The sequence below is a fragment of the Bradyrhizobium daqingense genome (assembly GCF_021044685.1).
Lineage (GTDB): Bacteria > Pseudomonadota > Alphaproteobacteria > Rhizobiales > Xanthobacteraceae > Bradyrhizobium > Bradyrhizobium daqingense.
The window spans coordinates 280,763-297,144 of the sequence record NZ_CP088014.1 but is presented as its reverse complement, the minus strand read 5'-3'; the positions used below and the strand labels follow the sequence as shown (position 1 = coordinate 297,144).

At 65.3% G+C, this 16,382-nt stretch carries 17 protein-coding genes; 14 read left to right on the top strand and 3 right to left on the bottom strand.

Translation table 11 applies throughout. The features are described from left to right. Positions 1-8: 8 nt before the first annotated feature. Positions 9-1,436: a metalloprotease TldD gene (gene tldD, locus LPJ38_RS01380; protein WP_008541242.1), complete on the bottom strand. Its 1,428-nt coding sequence runs from the start codon at positions 1,434-1,436 to the stop codon at positions 9-11. A gap of 117 nt (positions 1,437-1,553) precedes the next feature. Beyond that, entirely contained in the window at positions 1,554-2,087 is a 534-nt protein-coding gene (locus LPJ38_RS01375; RefSeq protein WP_145630679.1) for an invasion associated locus B family protein, read from the bottom strand. Between the two features lie 449 nt (positions 2,088-2,536). Here LPJ38_RS01375 and coxB point away from each other — a divergent pair, with 449 nt between their 5' ends. From coxB to LPJ38_RS01330, 9 genes are all read left to right on the top strand, one after another. Beyond that, positions 2,537-3,376 carry a cytochrome c oxidase subunit II gene (gene coxB / locus LPJ38_RS01370; protein ID WP_008541246.1) on the top strand — a complete coding sequence of 280 codons (840 nt, stop codon included), beginning with the start codon at positions 2,537-2,539 and terminating at the stop codon, positions 3,374-3,376. A gap of 87 nt (positions 3,377-3,463) precedes the next feature. Then, positions 3,464-5,080, top strand: a complete 1,617-nt coding sequence (ctaD, locus tag LPJ38_RS01365) for a cytochrome c oxidase subunit I (RefSeq protein WP_145630680.1) — start codon at positions 3,464-3,466, stop codon at positions 5,078-5,080. A gap of 60 nt (positions 5,081-5,140) precedes the next feature. Next, the gene (locus tag LPJ38_RS01360) at positions 5,141-6,085 is read left to right on the top strand and encodes a heme o synthase (protein WP_145630681.1); all 945 of its coding nucleotides are present in this window, start codon (positions 5,141-5,143) and stop codon (positions 6,083-6,085) included. A 7-nt stretch (positions 6,086-6,092) separates the two neighbouring features. Continuing rightward, positions 6,093-6,257, top strand: coding sequence for a hypothetical protein (locus LPJ38_RS01355; protein ID WP_060737279.1), 165 nt, complete (start codon positions 6,093-6,095; stop codon positions 6,255-6,257). Positions 6,258-6,262: 5 nt separating this feature from the next. Further along, positions 6,263-6,916 (top strand): cytochrome c oxidase assembly protein, encoded by a 654-nt coding sequence (locus tag LPJ38_RS01350; protein WP_145630682.1) that lies wholly within the window; start codon positions 6,263-6,265, stop codon positions 6,914-6,916. A gap of 78 nt (positions 6,917-6,994) precedes the next feature. Beyond that, a complete protein-coding gene (locus LPJ38_RS01345; protein ID WP_145630683.1) occupies positions 6,995-7,891 on the top strand; it encodes a cytochrome c oxidase subunit 3 in 897 nt (298 codons plus the stop codon). Positions 7,892-7,990: 99 nt separating this feature from the next. Next, complete coding sequence (locus LPJ38_RS01340) at positions 7,991-8,392, top strand: DUF983 domain-containing protein (RefSeq protein WP_145630684.1); 402 nt, start codon at positions 7,991-7,993, stop codon at positions 8,390-8,392. Further along, positions 8,389-9,153, top strand: a complete 765-nt coding sequence (locus LPJ38_RS01335) for an SURF1 family protein (protein ID WP_145630685.1) — start codon at positions 8,389-8,391, stop codon at positions 9,151-9,153. The genes LPJ38_RS01340 and LPJ38_RS01335 overlap by 4 nt, the downstream gene beginning before the upstream one ends. A gap of 104 nt (positions 9,154-9,257) precedes the next feature. Then, entirely contained in the window at positions 9,258-9,623 is a 366-nt protein-coding gene (locus tag LPJ38_RS01330; protein ID WP_145630686.1) for a nuclear transport factor 2 family protein, read from the top strand. On the opposite strand, the gene LPJ38_RS01325 is transcribed toward LPJ38_RS01330, so the two are convergent. Next, on the bottom strand, positions 9,620-10,957 hold the full coding sequence (locus LPJ38_RS01325; protein ID WP_145630687.1) for an ATP-binding protein: 1,338 nt from the start codon (positions 10,955-10,957) through the stop codon (positions 9,620-9,622). The two genes, LPJ38_RS01330 and LPJ38_RS01325, sit on opposite strands and share 4 nt — an antisense overlap. Positions 10,958-11,043: 86 nt before the next feature. On the opposite strand from LPJ38_RS01325, the gene LPJ38_RS01320 reads away from it, so the two are divergent. From LPJ38_RS01320 to LPJ38_RS01300, 5 genes are all read left to right on the top strand, one after another. Next, positions 11,044-11,688 (top strand): response regulator transcription factor, encoded by a 645-nt coding sequence (locus tag LPJ38_RS01320; protein WP_145630688.1) that lies wholly within the window; start codon positions 11,044-11,046, stop codon positions 11,686-11,688. 544 nt (positions 11,689-12,232) lie between these two features. Beyond that, the gene (thrC, locus tag LPJ38_RS01315; protein WP_167520374.1) at positions 12,233-13,651 is read left to right on the top strand and encodes a threonine synthase; all 1,419 of its coding nucleotides are present in this window, start codon (positions 12,233-12,235) and stop codon (positions 13,649-13,651) included. Then, entirely contained in the window at positions 13,648-14,937 is a 1,290-nt protein-coding gene (locus tag LPJ38_RS01310) for a M16 family metallopeptidase (protein WP_145630690.1), read from the top strand. The genes thrC and LPJ38_RS01310 overlap by 4 nt, the downstream gene beginning before the upstream one ends. A gap of 36 nt (positions 14,938-14,973) precedes the next feature. After that, positions 14,974-15,561, top strand: a complete 588-nt coding sequence (locus LPJ38_RS01305) for a GNAT family N-acetyltransferase (protein WP_060737272.1) — start codon at positions 14,974-14,976, stop codon at positions 15,559-15,561. A gap of 123 nt (positions 15,562-15,684) precedes the next feature. Further along, the gene (locus LPJ38_RS01300; RefSeq protein WP_145630691.1) at positions 15,685-16,335 is read left to right on the top strand and encodes a hypothetical protein; all 651 of its coding nucleotides are present in this window, start codon (positions 15,685-15,687) and stop codon (positions 16,333-16,335) included. Positions 16,336-16,382 lie beyond the last annotated feature (47 nt).

Here is a 16,382-nt window from a genome sequence, read left to right as displayed (position 1 = left end):
TTCCACGCTCATGCGCCCGTCCCCCCCACCGTGATGCGCTCCATCAGAAGCGACGGCTGGCCGACGCCGACAGGCACGCCCTGGCCGTTCTTGCCGCAGGTGCCGATGCCGGTGTCGAGCGCGAGGTCGTTGCCGATCATGCGGATGCGGTGCAGGTCGGTCGGCCCGTTGCCGATCAGCATGGCGCCCTTGAGAGGCGCGCCGATCTTGCCGTTCTCGATCTTGTAGGCCTCAGTGCACTGGAACACGTATTTGCCCGAGGTGATGTCGACCTGGCCGCCGCCGAAATTCGCGGCGAACACGCCGTTCTTCACCGAGGCGAGAATCTCGGCGGGATCGCGGTCGCCCGCGAGCATGTAGGTGTTGGTCATGCGCGGCATCGGCACGTGGGCGTAGCCCTGGCGACGGCCGTTGCCGGTCGGCTTCATGTTCATCAGGCGCGCGTTCTGGCGGTCCTGCATGTAGCCGACCAGGATGCCGTCCTCGATCAGCACGGTCCGGTTGGTCGGGGTACCCTCGTCGTCGATCGACAGCGAGCCGCGGCGCGAGGCGATGGTGCCGTCGTCGACGACGGTGACGCCCTTGGCCGCGACCTGCTGGCCCATCAGGCCGGCGAAGGCAGAGGTCTTCTTGCGATTGAAATCGCCTTCGAGGCCGTGGCCAACCGCTTCATGCAGCATCACGCCGGGCCAGCCGGCGCCGAGCACCACGTCCATCTCGCCGGCCGGAGCCGGAATCGATTCCAGATTGACCAGCGCCTCGCGTAGCGCGCCGTCGGCGGCGTCGCGCCAGTTCTTGCTCTCGATGAATTCGGCATAGCCGGCGCGTCCGCCATAGCCCTTGCTGCCGCTCTCCTGGCGGTCGCCCTGGCCGGCGACGACGGAGATGTTGACGCGCACGAGCGGGCGGATGTCGCGATAGCTCTCGCCGTCCGGCCGCAGGATCTCGACCACCTGCCAGGTCGCGCCCAGGCTGACGCTGACCTGCCGCACGCGCGGATCCTTGTCGCGCAAATATGCGTCGATCTCGGCGAGCAGCTTGACCTTGGTCTCGAAGCCCGGCGCATCGAGCGGATTGTCGTCGCCATAGAGGCGGACGTTGGTATGCGCCGGCGGCGCGGCGAAGCTGCCGGAATAGCCGCCGCGCACGGCCGCGACGGCGTCAGCGGCGCGAATCAGCGCCGGCAGCGACACGTCGGAGGAATGCGCATAGCCGACTGCGTCGTCCTTGACGGCGCGAAGCCCAAAGCCCTGCGAGGTGTCGTAGGTCGCCTGCTTCAGCCGCCCATTGTCGAACATCAGCGCTTCGGTCTGGCTGTACTCCAGGAATAATTCGCCGTCGTCGGCACCGGCGAGGCCGCGCGCGACCTCGTTGCGAACCTGGTCGCGGTCGAGATTGGCGCGGTCGAGCAGGGAGGTCGTGGCAGGGTTCGTCATGCGTCCGTCCATTATCGGGGGCTGTGGGGCAAGATAATGGTTTCGCACCGGTTCCGCGAGGGTGCCAAGCCTCACATTACGGAAACAATAGGATCGTGCGTCGGCTGTCGGGCCGTCCTACGGCAGCTTGTCATAGCCCTCGCCGAGCCCGTTCAGGCTGAGCGGGAAGCCGATGCCTTCTTCCGGCGTCTCGAAGATGATGAAGGTCGCCGTCTTGGCGCTGCGGAGCTGGCCGAGCAGCTTGTCGTCCATCACGACTTCGGCGACGCAGCCATTGGGCAGGCAGCGCACGAAGCCGGCGCGGCCGACGTCCTGGTTGTCGAGCTTGAGACCGAGGCCGGAGGGCAGGAGCACGCCGAGCGGCGCGACCACGCGCATCAGGCGGCTCTTCTGGTCGGCGGTCTTCAGCACGATGACGGTCAGGCCGGCATTGGAGCGGTCCTCCGCCACCACGCTCTGGATCAGGGCGCATTGCTCGCTCTGGGCGCCCGGCGGGGTGTCACAGCGGATCTGCCAGTCGCCGTGGACGGAGCGCACCGCGCCCTGCGCATGGGCAAGGCCGGGCAGCGCCGGGACGGCGATCGCCGCCAGCAGGGCGGCCAGCGTCGTGGGGCGGCCAGCCCGCCGTGCCGTGCATCTCGAAAGCCCCATCGGGTCGGTCCCTCTGCTCGCCTGGGTCGCTCGCGCCCGGCGGACTGATACGGGAATGACGGCGTCTTGAAGGCAATTCCCAAGCAAATTCCGCGCCGCCGCGCACCGCCATCGCCCGCACGAATCAGCTTTCTGCGCGGCTGTCTGCCAGTGCCTACCGCGGGCAATTTCGCTGTCAAGCCGCAGCATGCCGGGAAACGGTATTTTTGTCTGATGTTACTAGGAAATATCTTGCGGGTGACGCGTGGCAGATGAGGCCCAAGACTGCATTGCGATAGATCAAGAATTATGGTTTGAGAGGCTTGATTTCGGCGTTCTAGCGATCTGGCCCCAGTTCCTCTTAGAGGTATTCTTGAGCGGCGGTTTGGCAGACGGGCGGATCGAATAAGCGTTTCCCGCAACTCAGGGGAATGCATTCGGGGTGATTTCGTAAGGGGAGCGCGAACGGCATGAGGATGTCGATGGGCCGGATGGGGCGGCAGTTGCTGGGATTGGCCGTGGCGGGTCTGACGCTGGCGACGGGCGGCGCGGCTTATGCCGAGCTCGGGCAACCGAAGCCATGGGAATGGACGCTTCAGGAGTCCGGCTCCCCGGTGATGGACAACATCGTCTGGTTCCACAACTTCCTGTTCGTGCTGATCACTTTGATCACGCTGTTCGTTCTCGCGCTGCTCGTGATCGTGGTCGTCAAGTTCAATGCGAAGGCCAATCCGGTGCCGTCGCGGACCACGCACCACACGTTGATCGAGGTGGTGTGGACCCTGGTTCCGGTGTTGATCCTGGTCGGTATCGCGGTGCCGTCGTTCCGCCTCCTGTTCCTCGAGCTCGACATTCCCAAGGCGGACCTGACCATCAAGGCGACCGGCAAGCAGTGGTACTGGTCCTATGCCTATCCGGATAACGGCAAGTTCGAATTCGACTCGCTGATGGCCCAGGACAAGCAGCCCCGGCTGCTCGGAGTCGACAATGAGATGGTCGTGCCGGTGAACAAGGTGGTTCGTGTCCAGGTTACCGGCGCAGACGTCATCCACGCCTTTGCGCTGCCGGCTTTCGGCGTCAAGATCGACGCCATTCCGGGCCGGCTGAACGAGACCTGGTTCAAGGCCACCAAGACCGGCATGTATTACGGCCAGTGCTCGGAATTGTGCGGCAAGGATCACGCCTTCATGCCGATCGCGATCCGCGTGGTCGACGACCAGGAGTTCGCCTCCTGGGTCGAGGCGGCGAAGAAGAAGTATGCGAGCGGCGGCACCAGTACCTACGCCTCCGCGGCCGGCCCGACGCAGTAAGCGCCGGGCGGAGGCTCTGGGGACTGAAAGCGCCATGAAGGGCGGGACCGCATCAGGTCCGAACGGGACGCAAGGCAGGATTTGAAAATGGCAACGAGCGCAGCGGCACACGGCGATCACGCGCATGACCACGAGCACGCCCATCCGACCGGATGGCGGCGCTACGTCTATTCGACCAATCACAAGGACATCGGCACGATGTACCTGATCTTCGCGGTCATCGCGGGCATCATCGGTGCCGCGATGTCGATCGCGATCCGGGCCGAGCTGATGTATCCGGGCGTGCAGATCTTCCACGAGGCGCACACCTACAACGTCTTCGTGACCTCGCACGGCCTGATCATGATCTTCTTCATGGTCATGCCCGCGATGATCGGCGGTTTCGGCAATTGGTTCGTGCCACTGATGATCGGCGCGCCTGACATGGCGTTCCCGCGCATGAACAACATCTCGTTCTGGCTGCTGCCGGCCTCCTTCGCGCTGCTGCTGATGTCGACCTTCGTCGAGGGTGAGCCGGGCGCCAACGGCGTCGGCGCCGGCTGGACCATGTATGTGCCGCTGTCGAGCTCCGGTCATCCGGGCCCGGCCGTCGACTTCGCGATCCTGTCGCTGCATCTGGCGGGCGCCTCGTCGATCCTCGGCGCCATCAACTTCATCACCACCATCTTCAACATGCGCGCGCCCGGCATGACCCTGCACAAGATGCCGCTGTTCGTGTGGTCGATCCTGGTGACCGTGTTCCTGCTGCTGTTGTCGCTGCCGGTGCTCGCCGGTGCGATCACCATGCTGCTCACCGACCGCAATTTCCACACGACGTTCTTCGCGCCCGAGGGCGGCGGCGATCCGGTGCTGTTCCAGCATTTGTTCTGGTTCTTCGGCCATCCCGAAGTGTACATCCTGATCCTGCCCGGCTTCGGCATGGTCAGCCAGATCGTCTCGACCTTCTCGCGCAAGCCCGTGTTCGGCTATCTCGGCATGGCCTACGCCATGGTCGCGATCGGCGGCATCGGCTTCGTGGTGTGGGCGCACCACATGTACACGGTCGGCATGTCCTCGGCGACGCAGGCCTATTTCGTCGCCGCCACCATGGTAATCGCGGTCCCTACCGGCGTGAAGATCTTCTCCTGGATCGCCACGATGTGGGGCGGCTCGATCGAATTCCGCGCGCCCATGATCTGGGCAGTCGGCTTCATCTTCCTGTTCACGGTCGGCGGCGTCACCGGCGTCGTGCTGGCGAATGCGGGCGTCGACCGCGTGCTCCAGGAGACTTACTACGTCGTCGCGCACTTCCACTACGTGCTGTCGCTCGGCGCCGTGTTCGCGATCTTCGCCGGCTGGTACTACTGGTTCCCGAAGATGTCGGGCTACATGTACAATGAAGGGCTGGCCAAGGCGCACTTCTGGGTCACCTTCATCGGCGTCAACCTGGTGTTCTTCCCGCAGCACTTCCTCGGCCTGTCGGGCATGCCGCGTCGCTATGTCGACTATCCCGATGCGTTCGCGGGCTGGAACCTGATCTCGTCGCTCGGCTCCTACATCTCCGGCTTCGGCGTCCTGATCTTCCTCTATTGCGTGCTCGACGCCTTCATGAAGAAGGTGCCGGCGGGCGACAATCCGTGGGGTGCAGGTGCCACCACGCTGGAGTGGACGCTGTCTTCACCGCCGCCCTTCCATCAGTTCGAAGTGCTGCCCCGCGTGCAGTAAGCCATCCTCCGCGGCGCCTTGACGGGCGCCGCGGCTCTATCACGAAGCGAGTTGAATTAAGTGTCCGTCCTCGACCACCACGCCATCGACATCAATCCCCGAGTCTCCGAAGCGGAGGTCGGCGATTACATCGCGCTGCTCAAGCCGCGGGTGATGTCGCTGGTGATCTTCACCGCGCTGGTCGGGATGGCGATGGCGCCCGGACATTTCCACTGGGTGCTGGCGATCACCTCGCTGCTCTGCATCGCGGTCGGTGCCGGCGCCTCGGGCGCGCTCAACATGGCGCTCGAAGGCGACATCGACGCCAAGATGTCGCGCACCGCGAACCGGCCGATCCCGCGCGGCCGCATCACCCGGCCCGAAGCCATGGCGTTCGGCCTGACGCTCGCCTTCTTCTCGGTGATGACCCTCGGCATCCTCGTCAACTGGATCGCAGGCGGCCTGCTCGCCTTCACCATCTTCTTCTACGTCGTGATCTACACGATGTGGCTGAAGCGCTGGACCGCGCAGAACATCGTGATCGGCGGCGCCGCCGGCGCGCTGCCGCCGGTGGTGGCCTGGGCCGCGGTGACCGGCACGGTCGACGTCGAGCCATTGCTGCTGTTCGCCATCATCTTCTTCTGGACGCCGCCGCATTTCTGGGCGCTGGCGCTGTTCCGCTCCGACGACTATGCGCGCGCCGGCATTCCGATGCTGCCGAACGTCGCCGGCCCCGATGCGACGCGCCTCCAGATCCTGCTCTACACCATCGTGCTGATCGCGGTCGCCGCCGCGCCCTGGGCGCTCGGCTATTTCGATGCCGTCTACGGCATCGTCTCGCTGATCCTCGGTGCCGGCATGCTGGTGCTCGCGATCAACGTCTACATGCGCCGCGAGCGCAGCCAGTCGCTGCGTGCGACCCGCAAGCTGTTTGCCTTCTCGATCCTGTACCTGTTCGCGCTGTTCGCGACCCTGCTGGCCGAGGTCGTGTTCCGGGCGCTTGCTCCGGTGGCATGGGGCGCATGAGGCAGGAATGGCCGACAAACCCGAGCCAGATGGAATCGTCCTCACCGAGGCGCAACGGAAGAGCCGTCGTCAGCGCTCCATTGCCATCGCGCTGGCGCTCGGCGTGCTCGTGGTGCTGTTCTTCGCCGTCACCATGGTCAAGGGACCCGCGGTGCTAGTGCGGCCGATGTAGGAAACATGGATCACGAACCGACCATATCGCGGGACGTCAGCGCCAAGCCGGCACATCGTAAGCCGGCCAAGGGCCGTGGCCTCGGCCGCGATGTGGTGGTCGCTTCCATCTGCGGCGGCGTGGTGGCGCTGATGGTCGGCGCCTCCTACGCGGCGGTGCCGTTCTACAATTGGTTCTGCCGCGCCACCGGCTTCAACGGCACCACCCAGGTCGCGACCTCCGCGCCGGCCACCGGCCCGATCGCGCGCAAGATACTGGTCCGGTTCGATTCCAACATCGCGCCGGGTCTGCCCTGGAAGTTCGAGCCGGAGCAGACCGAAATCGAGGTCAATATCGGGCAGGTCACGACCGTCTACTACACCGTGACCAACCAGGCCGCGCGCACCACCGCGGGGCAGGCCGCCTACAACGTCGCGCCGCTGACGGTCGGGGCCTACTTCCAGAAGATCAACTGCTTCTGCTTCACCGAGCAGACCATGGCGCCGGGCGAGAAGCGGGAGATGCCGGTCGTGTTCTACGTCGATCCATCGATCGCCGACGATCACGAGAACGACACCCTGAACACCATCACGCTCTCCTACACCTTCTATCCGGTGAAGGATCCGGTGGTGAAGCCGCTGGCGTCGGGCGAGGGCGACAAGCGCAAGGGAAATCTCTGACCGCCGGGCTCGCGCCCGGTCGGTTGGACACGAGGGGATAAGTGCCTGACAGGCACCGGATTGAGGAGAGAGACCGCAATGGCAACGGCGCACACCAAGCATCACGACTACCATCTGGTCGATCCCTCGCCGTGGCCTGCCGTCGGCTCGCTGTCGGCCTTCATCATGGCGGTTGGCGCGGTCGCCTGGATGCACCACATGTTCTCGGCCGCACCGATCGTGTTCGGCGTCGGCACCGTCGGTGTGCTCTACACCATGGCGAGCTGGTGGGCCGACGTGATCAAGGAAGCCCAGTACAAGGGCGACCACACCCGCGTCGTTCAGCTGCATCACCGCTACGGCATGATCCTGTTCATCGCCTCCGAGGTGATGTTCTTCGTGGCCTGGTTCTGGGCCTATTTCAATGCCGCGTTGTTCCCGGCCGACGCGGTTCACGCCACGCGCGATGCGGTGTTCGGTTGCGGCCTCGGCACCCAGCCCGGCGCCTGCTCCGTCCCCGGCACCTGGCCGCCGAAGGGCATCGAGACCTTCGATCCCTGGCACCTGCCGCTCCTGAACACGCTGATCCTGCTCACCTCCGGCACCACGGTGACCTGGGCGCACCATGCGCTGCTCGAGAACGATCGGCAGGGCCTGAAATACGGCTTGATCCTGACCGTCGTGCTGGGCGCGCTGTTCACCTGCGTGCAGGCCTATGAGTACAGCCACGCCGCGTTCTCCTTCGGCGGCAACGTCTATGGTGCGACCTTCTTCATGGCGACCGGCTTCCATGGCTTCCACGTGCTGGTCGGCACCATCTTCCTGCTGGTCTGCCTGTTCCGCGTCTATGCCGGGCACTTCACGCCGAAGCAACATCTCGGTTTCGAGTTCGCCGCCTGGTACTGGCACTTCGTCGACGTGGTCTGGCTGTTCCTGTTCCTCTGCATCTACGTCTGGGGACACGGCGCCGAGACCATGGCCCACGGCGCGCACTGAGCTCCGCAAGACAGATGATCAGAAAGGGCGGCCCCAGGCCGCCCTTTCGCTTTTCGGCTGCCGGAAGCTTCGGCGGAAACTGTGATAGAGTTTGCCATCATGAACGACACAGCTGCCCCGTCCGAGTCCGAGGCCACGGTCCTGCAAAGCGCGCTGCGCGGGCTCGCCTGCAAATGCCCGCGCTGCGGCGAGGGCAAGCTCTATGCGGGCTTCCTGACGCTCGCGCCGCGCTGCGACCGCTGCGATCTCGACTACGCGTTCATCGATACCGGCGACGGCCCGGCGATCTTCATCATCATGCTGGCCGGTGCCATCGTCGTCGGCTGCGCGCTCGTCGTCGAGGTCAAGTATCAGCCGCCGTTCTGGCTGCATGCGGTGCTCTGGCTGCCGCTGATCCTCGCCACCACGCTATTGCCGCTGCGCGCGATGAAGTCCCTGCTGATCGCGCTGCAGTTCCATCACAAGGCGGCGCCCGGCCGGCTCGTCGACCGCGCGAAATGAACGGGACTGTGCGCAAGCCTCGCGTGGCCGGCTTCGCGCTGTTCACGCTGTTCCTGACCGCCGTCTTCGTCGCGCTCGGCGTCTGGCAGTTGCAGCGCCGAACGGCCAAGCACGAGCTGATCGCGGCGCTCACCGAGCGACTGGCACAGGCCCCCGTTGCGCTGCCGCCGTCGTCGCAATGGGCGACTCTGAATCCGGCCCGCGATGAATTCCGCCGCGTCAGCTTCACGGCGGTCTACGCAGCCCTGCCCGATGCGATGGTCTATTCCTCCGGCTCGGCCGTGCGCAAGGACGCTTCCGGCCCCGGCACCTGGGCATTCCTGCCGGCGCGGCTTCCGAGCGGCGAGATGGTGGTGATCGATGCCGGCTTCGTCGAGAATACGATGCAGGATCGCAGTGTCGAGGACCGCGCGGTCAAGAAGCTCGTCACGGGGCAACCGGTGGAGCTCACCGGCTATCTGCGCTTTTCCGAGGCGCCGGGATGGCTGACGCCGGCGGAGAACCGCGACAAGCGGCTGTGGTTCGTGCGCGATCATCTGGCAATTGCGCGTGCGCTCGGCTGGGGCGCAGTTGCGCCGTTCTACGTCGACCTCGAGCGCCCGGTGCCCGAGAACGGCATTCCGCGTCCCGGGCCACTCGACGTGCATCTGAAAGACGATCACCTGCAATACGCGATCACCTGGTTCACGCTCGCAGGCGCCGTGTTGATCGCCTTTGCGGTGTGGGTGCGAGGCCGGCGGCAAAGCGGAACGCATCCGTAGCTCCCCCCGAGGGAACCCGGTATCGCCCGGGCTTTACCGTTCAGCCCACATTCACGAGTGTGGTCCTAAGCCGCGATGGATGGTCCGCGGCAGAGGATTGCAGCGTGAGCGATTTTGATCAGATGGGACTTGTCGTCGATTGGGTGGACGCCTGCCGTCGGGGCGACCTCGCGATGCTGCTCGATCTCTATGCCGACAACGCCGAGCTCGAATGCAGCTGCAACGGCAGGCACCGCTATCACGGCCGCAGCGAGCTCGAAGCCTATTGGCAGCCGCGGCTCAGCACCTTCTCGTCGGCGGGTTTCGGGCTGGAGGAGATCCACCCCGTGCCCCACGGCGTCGATCTCGAATATTCCGTCGCCGGAGCCCTGCGCATTCGCGCGTCGTTTCGCTTCAGCTCGGAGGGGAAGATACGCAGTACGATATGCGAGCCGGCGCTGCAGAATGCGCATGAGGGTTGCGCATGTTAGCGCGATGACGCTGCGTCCCGGGTCGCCTGCATCGGCAAACGACATCGTACATAGGTTCGCTCGTGCGCACGCAGCAGTGACAGTGATCCGCTGAGCGCGCGCACGCGCTCATGCATGCCGGTCAGGCCACGGCCGAACACGTTGTCGGGGGGAAAGCCGCCGCCGTCGTCGGAGATCTCGATGACGAGCGTGTCCTCGACGACCACGGCCTGCACCTGGACATCGTTGGCCTCGGCATGGCGCAGCACGTTGGTCAGCGCCTCCTGGATCACGCGATAGACGGTCTGAGCCAGCGGTCCGTCGATCGCGTTGAGACCGGGATCGATCGTGTCCGTCAGGCCGATATGCGGTGCCTGCTTGCGAAAATTCCGGAGCAGCGTCTGCACGCTGGTCGCAAGACCCAGGTCCTCGATATAGAGCGGCCGCAGCCGGTCGAGGATACGACGGTTGGTGTGCTGAAGCGCCTCGACCGACTGCAGCACATCCTGCGCCGAATTGCCGAGATTTCCCGCAAGCCGCGTGGCCTCGATTAGCGCAATCGTGCTGGCGCGGATGCTGAACAGAAGCGGGCCAAGCTCGTCGTGCAGTTCGCGGGCGAGATCGCGCCGCTCGTCGTCCTGGAGCGATACCAGGCGGTGCATCAGGTCGCGATTGTCCTGACTGAGTTGCGCCAGTGTCGCTGCCAGCGCATTGGCTTCCTCGCAGCTTCGCCGGATCTCCGGCGGTCCTCCGACCGGAATCGGCCTTGCGTAGTCGCCACGCCGCATCCGCGTGAGACCTTCGCCAAGATGTTGCAGGGGGCGGAGGGCCGAACCAGCGAAGGTGTAGGCAACTGTGCCCGTGAGCACCATCAGGACCGCGACAAGGCCCGTCAGCGCAAGGAAGCCGATCCACTTCTCGAACAGGTCGGCCGATATGTCCGGGAAGAACACGATATCGCCGACATGTTTGCCGTCAATGACGACCGGAAACGCCGCTTCCATCTCCGGTATGGTGATGAGGTTGACGAACCATTGCGGAACCGTCTTCAGGCTGCGCAAATCCTTCGGAGCGGGCGGGGGACCTCCCTCCATGCGGCGGAAGTGAATATCCGTGGAGGCGTCCAAGGACTGAACGAATGCATCGAGGGTCTTTTGCGGATTGTCCGATGCGCGCAGAGTGCTGTTGAGCGCGGCCGCGACGGTCTGGATCGAACGTCGAGCCGGTTCATGCTCGTCGGCCAGCTGTTTTGTTGCAAATGTTTGCAGCAATATGCCGCCCACGATCAGGGCCGCGAGAAGGCCCGCGCCGAGCGGAAGAAACAGTTGCGTCCTGAACGAAAGTCGCCGCCACATTAGGTCAATTCTAACGCGCATTGAGGGGATTTTCTCTTTCCATTTGTTCCCGCCGGTCTATGAGTCGAGAAAACAGAGAGCGCGCGATGCAAGATACCGCCAAGCCCGCGACCCGGGTCCTGATCGTCGACGACCATCCGGTGGTGCTGTCCGGTTGCCGCACCCTGTTCGCGTCCGACCACTCCATTCGTATCGACGAGGCGACCGACGCCAGATCCGGGCATCGTGCCTATGTCAGCAAGCGGCCCGACGTGACCGTGATCGACATCAGCCTGCCCGATGTCTCCGGCTTCGAGCTGATGCGGCGCATCCGCAAGGATGATCCGGACGCCAAGATCATCATGTTCAGCATGAACGACGATCCGGCCTTCGTGGTGCGGGCGGTCGAGCTCGGAGCCCAGGGCTATGTCTCCAAGGGCGACGACCCCAGGGTCCTGCTGAAGGCGGTGCGCAAGGTGGTCGCGGGCGACAACTTCATTTCACCGCAGCTTGCGGAAGCCGTGACGTTTTCCGGCGCGGCGATCAAGGCCAATCCGGCCTCGCAGATGACGCCGCGGGAACTCGAGATTCTCCGCCTGCTCGGACGCGGCGACAAGATCGTCGAGGTCGCGGAAGCGCTCGGCATCTCCTACAAGACCGTCGCGAATACCACGTCGCTGCTCAAGCAGAAATTAGGAGCCAAGAACCATTCCGACCTGATCCGGATCGCCGTGGAAATCGGGATGAACTGACCCTCCGCCGACGAGCGAGCCGGCTGCTCGGGAGGCAGCGGCTCGGTCGACGGATCGGCGTCGCCAGCGGCCGGGCAATGCATGGACGATGGCGGGCACCATCCGCCGACCCAATGGGTGACCACGGCCTTCGTTCCGCATGGAGCTGGTGTTTCAGGAAGAAGCGGCAATTTAAAGCGCGCTTGGCCTACGGCTGCAAGTGACGGAGTGGCTTCGCCGGGAAAAACTGGAACATCTTTCGCTGCCTGCCGTTTTGGCTCTTGACGATCCGGCGACGGCAGTCGAAAGCTCGGACGAACAGTTTCAACGGGGCAGGAGCCCCGAACGAGGCAAACCGGTCTGCACACAACGACAGACCTTCCAAGAGAAGGGCTGCGGCGACGCCGCAGCCCTTTTTCATTGCACGAGGTGGCCGAGCGGAAGCGGTTTCCCGATGCCGCAAAACGCTTTATGGTGGCCAAAGGCCTCTGGCTGGTAACAACTAGTTTCGTGAGATCAAAGGCTTAACGGGCGAGTCTGGCTCGGCCGGCCTTTGGAGGGCAGTTTGACTCGTTATATCTCGACCCGGGGCGAAGCCCCCGAACTCGGCTTCTGCGACGTGATGCTGACCGGGCTCGCCCGTGACGGTGGCCTGTATGTGCCGGCCACCTGGCCGCAGCTTTCGGCCGAGACGATCGCCGGCTTCTTCGGCCGTCCCTATTGGGAGGTCGCGGTCGACGTGATTCGCCCGTTCGCCGGCGGAGAGATTTCGGACGCCGAGCTCGGCCGCATGGCCAACGAGGCCTATGCCACCTTCCGGCATCCCGCAGTGGTGCCGCTGCGGCAGATGTCGCCGCACCAGTTCGTGCTGGAACTGTTCCACGGACCGACGCTCGCCTTCAAGGACGTGGCGATGCAGCTGATCTCGCGGCTGATGGATCACGTGCTCGCCAAGCGCGGCCAGCGCACCACCATCGTGGTCGCAACGTCCGGCGACACCGGCGGTGCCGCGGTCGAAGCCTTCGCGGGCCTCGAGAATGTCGATCTGATCGTGCTGTTCCCGCACGGCCGCATCTCCGAGGTGCAGCGGCGGATGATGACCACGACGGGCGCAGCCAATGTGCACGCGCTCGCCATCGAAGGCAATTTCGACGATTGCCAGGCGCTGGTGAAGGGGATGTTCAACAATCATCGCTTTCGCGATGCGACCTCGCTCTCCGGCGTCAACTCGATCAACTGGGCGCGCATCGTCGCCCAGGTCGTCTACTATTTCACCTCGGCCGTTGCCGTCGGCGCTCCGGCGCGCGCGGTGGATTTCGTCGTGCCGACCGGCAATTTCGGTGACATCTTTGCCGGCTATGTCGCCAAGCGCATGGGGCTGCCGGTGCGGACCCTGCGCATTGCCGCCAACGTCAACGACATCCTGGCCCGCACGCTCAAGACCGGCATCTACGAGGTACGCGAGGTGCACGCCACGGCGTCCCCGTCGATGGACATCCAGATCTCCTCGAATTTCGAGCGCCTGCTGTTCGAGGCCGGCCGGCGCGATGCGGCGGGCGTGCGCCGCCTGATGGATTCGCTGAAGCAGTCCGGTCGCTTCGTGCTGCCCGATGCGACGTTGGCGGCGATCCGCGAGGAGTTCGACGCAGGGCGCGCCGACGAGACCGAAACCGCGGCGGCGATCCGCGCCGCCTGGCGCGAGGCAGGCGAGCTGGTGGATCCCCATACCGCGGTTGCGCTCGCGGTCGCCGACCGCGACACGACCGACACGGCGGCGCCGAACATCGTGCTCTCCACGGCCCATCCGGCCAAATTTCCCGACGCAGTCGAGGCGGCCTGCGGCCAGCGGCCGCAACTGCCCGCCTGGCTCGACGGATTGATGACCAAATCCGAGCACATGAAGGTGGTGAAGAACGATCAGGCCGAGGTCGAGCGGTTTGTGCTGTCGGTGAGCCGCGCCGCAAAACAGGGAGTTGCCGGATGAGCGTCGAGATTTCCAAGCTTGCCTCCGGCCTGACCGTCGTCACCGACAAGATGCCGCATCTCGAGACCGCAGCGCTCGGGGTGTGGGCCGGCGTCGGAGGGCGTGACGAGAAGCCGAACGAGCACGGCATCTCGCATCTGCTCGAACACATGGCGTTCAAGGGAACGACCACGCGCACCTCGCGCGAGATCGTGGAGGAGATCGAGGCGGTGGGCGGCGACCTCAATGCCGGCACCTCGACCGAGACCACGTCCTATTACGCGCGGGTGCTGAAGGCCGACGTGCCGCTCGCGCTCGACGTGCTCGCCGACATTCTCGCCAATCCTGCCTTCGAGCCGGACGAGCTGGAGCGCGAGAAGAACGTCATCGTGCAGGAGATCGGGGCAGCGCAGGACACGCCCGACGACGTCGTGTTCGAGCATCTCAACGAGCTCTGCTATCCCGACCAGCCGATGGGCCGCTCGCTGCTGGGTACGGCCAAGACGCTGCGCGGCTTCAACCGCGACATGCTGCGCGGCTATCTGTCGACGCATTATCGCGGGCCCGACATGGTGGTGGCCGCCGCGGGCGCGGTCGACCACAGCCGGGTGGTTGCCGAGGTCGAGAAGCGTTTTGCGAGCTTCGAGGCGACGCCGGGACCCAAGCCGCAATCGGCCCAGTTCGGCAAGGGCGGCGCCAAGGTGGTTCACCGCGAGCTCGAGCAGGCGCATCTGACGCTGGCGCTCGAAGGGGTGCCGCAGACCGACCCCTCCCTGTTCTCGCTGCAGGTCTTCACCAACATCCTCGGCGGCGGGATGTCGTCGCGGCTATTCCAGGAGGTGCGCGAGAAGCGCGGCCTCTGCTACTCCATCTACACCTTCCACGCGCCCTACACCGACACCGGCTTCTTCGGCCTCTACACCGGCACCGATCCCGCCGACGCGCCGGAGATGATGGAAGTTGTGGTCGACGTCATGAATGATTCGGTGGAGACGCTGGCCGAGGCCGAGATCGCGCGGGCCAAGGCGCAGATGAAGGCCGGCCTCTTGATGGCGCTGGAGAGCTGCTCGTCCCGTGCCGAGCAGCTCGCCCGCCATGTGCTCGCCTATGGCCGGCCGCAGACGGTGCAGGAGCTGGTGGCCCGGATCGATGCCGTCAGCGTCGAATCGACCCGGGATGCGGCACGTGCGCTACTTTCGCGCAGCCGCCCTGCGGTTGTCGCATTGGGCAGCGGCAGGGGTCTGGACACGGCGGTGTCTTTTGCGGAAGGATTGACCCGGGCGCGCGCCAAGGCGCGACTGCATTAGGAGTCGCCAAGGGCGCCCGCGCCGGGAAGCATCACCATGGCTCTCTTTCGCCTGCCATCCAGTGGACCCGCCGCCCTCGCGCCGCGCGGCAACGGGCTCCTGCTGCGCGCCCCGCAGATGTCGGACTTCCTGCAATGGGCCCATTTGCGCGAAAGCAGCCGCGATTACCTCACCCCCTGGGAGCCGATCTGGCCGTCGGACGATCTCACCCGGTCCGGCTTCCGCCGCCGCCTGCGCCGCTATTCCGAGGACATCGCCGCGGACCGTTCCTATCCGTTTCTGATCTTTCGCGAGCTCGACGGTGCCATGATCGGCGGCATCACGCTGGCAAATGTCCGGCGTGGCATCGTGCAGGCTGGTACGATCGGCTACTGGGTCGGGCAGCCTCACGCCCATCGGGGCTACATGACGGCTGCGCTGCGGGTGCTGCTGCCGACGCTGTTCGGCGAGCTCAACCTGCACCGCGTCGAGGCCGCCTGTATTCCCACCAATGCGCCGTCGATCCGGGTGCTGGAGAAGTGCGGCTTCTCCCGCGAAGGGCTGGCGCGCCGCTATCTGTGCATCAACGGGATCTGGCAGGACCACCTCCTGTTCGGCCTGCTGCATGAAGACTTCCGCGGCTGAGCCGCCTGATTGGTGCGGCCAAGTCCCCCCCTTTTGCTGCCTTGGGTTCGCCGATTTTGGCGATATAACCCGCATGCCCCGGCTGGCGATCGGGCCGGACAATGTCATGGAGTACAGGCGTCGATGGTGCAGGAGCTTCGGTCATCGCGGAATGCGTTGCGGCGGGGGACGACGATCGCGCTAGCATTGTCGATTGCGCTCGCCTCTGTCTCGCCGGTGGCGGCTCAGTCCCTGACCGACCGCTTCAAGAGCCTGTTTGGCGGCAAGTCCGACGAGCCGGCCCCGCCGAAGCCGCCGCCCGCGCCCGGCCAGCCGCCCGAAGACGAGGTCGATTGCCCGCAGGTCACCGTGCGTGCCGGCGCCTCGACCTATGCAGTCGGCGCCTCCGGCAAGCCGGCCGTCGGCAATGAGATTCGCTTCCAGGCCTCGATCACCAAGATGGCGCGAGAATGTTCGCGCAGCAGCGCGGGCATCACGGCCCGGATCGGCATCCAGGGCCGCGTGATTGCCGGTCCCGCCGGTGCGCCGGCGACGGTCGAGGTGCCCTTGCGCATCGCCGTGGTGCAGGGCGGCGTCGGCGAGAAGGTGATTGCCTCGAAAGCCTACCGGACCACGGTCGAGATGTCCGAGGGCGGCAGCGTGCCGTTCACCTTCGTGATCGAGGATATGACCTATCCGGAGCCCGCCCCCGCGGTCGCCGATAGCTACATCTTCTATGTCGGCTTCGACCCGCAGGCCCTCGCGCCCGAGCCGAAGGGGCGGAAGAAGAAGTAACGCAACAGCCTCGTGCCCCGGACGCGGCGCAGCGCGCAGCGGTGCGA